The sequence below is a fragment of the Micromonospora sp. RV43 genome (assembly GCF_001029515.1).
GTDB classification, from domain to species: Bacteria; Actinomycetota; Actinomycetes; order Mycobacteriales; family Micromonosporaceae; genus Micromonospora; species Micromonospora aurantiaca.
This window is the reverse complement of sequence record NZ_LEKG01000318.1, coordinates 1-3985: the sequence shown is the minus strand read 5'-3', so window position 1 is coordinate 3985 and position 3985 is coordinate 1. Positions and strand designations below refer to the sequence as shown.

Below are 3985 nucleotides of genomic sequence, written 5' to 3'. Positions count from 1 at the left end.
AGCCCGCACGCACCAACCGCCGCACAAACACACCCGACGACCGCAACGCCACCTGATCCTCAACCCCCGACGACAACACCCCACACAACCGACCCCACACACCACCACCCAACACACCCGGCAAATCCACCAAACCACCCCACCGCAACGGCACCTCCAAACCCACCACCCGACCCAAACCCCACACCGCAGAACCCGCGACATCCGCCAGCTCGTCCGAGCCGCCGACCGACACCGCCCCGCGCGTCAGCCACCACAACCGGCCCGACCCACCGACGTCGGTCAGCGCCTGCACCACGGCCAGCGCCGTCGACACCTCGGCGGCGGCCGGAACCGGGGACGCCTCCCGCGGCTCGGCCAGCGACAGCAGGGACACCACGTGGGCGTCCCGGGCGTCGGATCTCATCGCCTCCAGCAGCAGCCGCGCCACCCGGTCGCGGTCGGCGCCGGCCGGGACCAGCACCGGGACCGCCCGGTCGGCCCGGGCAGCCAGCGCCGCGGCCACTGGGTGGTCCTCCTGCCCGGGCGCCATCAGCAGCAGCCAGGTTCCCGCCAACGTCGCGGAGTCCGGCACGGCGGCCGTACGCCACGTCGCCCGGTACCGCCAGGAGTCGACGACCGCCCGCTGCTGCGTCGCCCGCCGCCACCGGGCGAGCTTGGGCAGCAGCGCCGTGGACGGCTCGTCCGCGCCCACGGCGAGATCCTCGTCCAGCACGCCGAGGTCCCCGGACTCGACCGCCGCCCAGAACTCCTCGTCGGACGGGGCGTCGGCCCGCTCCGGAGCCGAGCCGGGCTGGGGGTCCTCCAGCCAGTAGCGCTGCCGGTCGAAGGCGTAGGTGGGCAGTTCCACCGCGCGCGGCCGGGTGCCGGTCTGGCCGAGGTACGCCGCCCAGTCGACGGCCACGCCGGCGGCCCAGAGCTGCCCGGCGGCACTGGTGAGGGTGGCGACGTCGGGCTGGCTGCGGCGCAGCGTGGCGACGTACCGCACGTCGTCGGCCGTGTCCGCCTCGGCGGCCATGGCGGTGAGGACCGCGTCCGGGCCGACCTCCAGGAAGGTGTCCACTCCCTGTGCCCGCAATGCCGCCACACCGTCGGCGAAGCGCACCGGCTGCCGCACGTGCCGCACCCAGTAGCCGGGCTCGGTGATCTCTACGGCGTCCGCCACCGCGCCGGTCACGTTCGACACGATCGGGATCCTCGGCACCCGCCAGTCCAGCCCCGCCACCACCGACGCGAACTCCTCCAGCATCGGCTCCATCAACCGCGAGTGGAATGCGTGACTGACCGCCAGTTCCTTGACCCGCCAACCCCGCTCACGCGAGGCCGCCACCACCGAGGCCACCTCGCCGACGGCACCCGACACCACCACCGACTCCGGACCGTTCACCGCCGCCACGTCCACCGCCGCGCCGGTCACGCCGATCAACTCGGCGACAGCCTCCTCCGACGCGCCCACCGCTGCCATCACACCGCCGCTGGGCAGGGCCTGCATCAACCGGCCCCGCGCCGCCACCAACGTGCACGCATCCGCCAACGACAACACCCCGGACACGTACGCCGCCGTCACCTCACCGATCGAGTGACCCGCCAGGTAGTCCGCCCGCACACCCCACGACGCGAGCAACTCCCACAACGCCACCTCGATTGCGAACAGGCCCGCCTGCGCGAACACGGTCTGATCCAACAGAGCCGCAGTCTCCGAACCCGTCTCCGCGAACACCACCTCGCGCAACGCACGCGGCAGGCGCGGATCGATCTCCGCGCACACCTCGTCGAACGACGCCGCGAACACCGGAAACGTCTCGTACAGCTCCCGACCCATACCCACACGCTGCGAACCCTGACCCGTGAACAACACCGCCCGACGACCCGCCGACACCACACCCGACAACCGACCCTCGGCCACCGCCGACAGACCCGCCGCCAGCTCGTCCACGTCCGAGCCCCACACCACCGCGCGATGCTCCAACGCGGCACGGGTCGTCGCCAACGACCACGACACGTCCACCGGCGACAGACCACGATCGCGCACGAACGACGCCAACCGCGCCGCCTGACCCACCAGACCCCGCTCCGAACGACCCGACACCACCCACGGCACCGGCACCCCGACCGGTGCGACGGGCGCGACCGATGCCGGAGCGGACTCCGGCTCCGGCTGCTCGATGATCACGTGCGCGTTCGTGCCCGAGATCCCGAACGACGACACACCCGCACGCCGGGGACGCCCAACGCCCGGCCACTCACGCGAGGCCGTCACCAACTCCACCGCACCCGACGACCAGTCCACATGCGACGACGGCACATCCACGTGCAAAGACGCCGGCACCACACCATGCCGCATCGCCAAAATCATCTTGATGATGCCGGCCACCCCGGCGGCAGCCTGGGTATGACCGATGTTCGACTTCACCGACCCCAACAACAACGGCACATCCCGACCCTGCCCATACGTCGCCAACAACGCCTGAGCCTCGATCGGATCACCCAACGACGTACCCGTACCGTGCGCCTCCACCACATCCACATCAGCCGCCGACAAACCCGCAAACGCCAGAGCCTGCCGGATCACCCGCTGCTGCGACGGACCGTTCGGCGCCGTCAACCCGTTCGACGCACCGTCCTGGTTCACCGCCGTGCCCCGTACCACCGCCAACACCCGACGCCCGTCACGTTGCGCGTCCGACAGCCGCTGCACCAGCAGCACGCCGACACCCTCGGACCAGCCCGTGCCGTCCGCAGCGTCGGAGAACGACTTGCAGCGGCCGTCGGCGGACAGGCCGCCCTGGATCGAGAACTCGGCGAACGTGCCCGGTGAGGCCATCACGGTGACGCCGCCGGCCAGCGCGAGGTCGCACTCGCCGGACCGCAGCGCCTGCGCCGCCAGGTGCAACGCCACAAGCGACGACGAACACGCCGTGTCCACAGTCACGGCCGGGCCCTCGAAACCGAACGAGTACGCCACCCGGCCCGACAACACGCTTGTCGCGTTGCCGGTGAGCAGGTGGCCGCCGACCTCCTGGGCCCGACCGACCGACCCGCTGGCGTACCCCTGGAAGCTGGCCCCGGCGAAGACGCCGACCGCGCCGCCCCGCAGGGTGGTCGGGTCGATGCCCGCCGACTCGACGGCCTCCCACGAGGTCTCCAGCAGCAGCCGCTGCTGCGGGTCCATGGCGAGCGCCTCCCGCGGCGAGATGCCGAAGAACTCGGCGTCGAACTCGCCGGCGTCGTAGACGAAGCCGCCCCTGCGGGCGAAGGACGTGTCGGACAGGCCGCTGCTGAGGAAGCTGTCCCAGCCCCGGTCGAGGGGGAACTCGGAGATGCCGTCGCGTCCCGTGGCGAGCAGTTGCCACAGTTCTTCCGGGGACGCGACGCCACCCGGGAGGCGGCAGCCCATGCCGACGATCACGATCGGGTCGTCGTCGACGGTGGCGACCCTGCGGTCGGCCGGCGCGTCGCCCGATGCTCCGAGCACGGTCTCCCGGATGAAGGCGACCAGGGCGGCCGGCGTCGGGTGGTCGAAGACGAGGGTGGAGGGCAACGCGAGGCCCGTCTCGGCGGTCAGCCGGTTGCGCAGCTCGACGGCGGTGAGCGAGTCGAAGCCGAGACGCTGGAACGCCCGGTCCGGCCGCACCGCCTCCACGGTGGCGTGGCCGAGCACCGTGGCGACCTGGGAGCGTACGAGGTCCAGGAGGGACGCCTCGACCTCCGGCGGCGTCAGGGCCGCGAGCCGCTCGCGCAGTGCGGAGGCCCGGTCGGTGGGGCCGGTCTCGGCTCGGGACGCCGCCTCGATCGCCGCCTGTGCCTCGGGGATGTCGGCGAACAGACGCGACGGACGCAACGCCGTGAACGACGGCACAAACCGATCCCACCGCACATCCGCCACCACCACCTGCCCCTCACCACCATCCAACACCCCCTGCAACGCCACCACCGCCAACTCCGGAGCCATCCCCGGCAAACCACGCCGACTCAACTGCTCCCC

Annotated in this window: 1 protein-coding gene; it reads right to left on the bottom strand. The window is 72.0% G+C overall.

What is annotated here, in order from left to right:
• Positions 1–3952 (bottom strand): type I polyketide synthase (locus tag ABD52_RS36675; protein ID WP_152748375.1); only part of this gene is annotated, 3952 nt, incomplete at its 3' end.
• Positions 3953–3985: the final 33 nt, after the last annotated feature.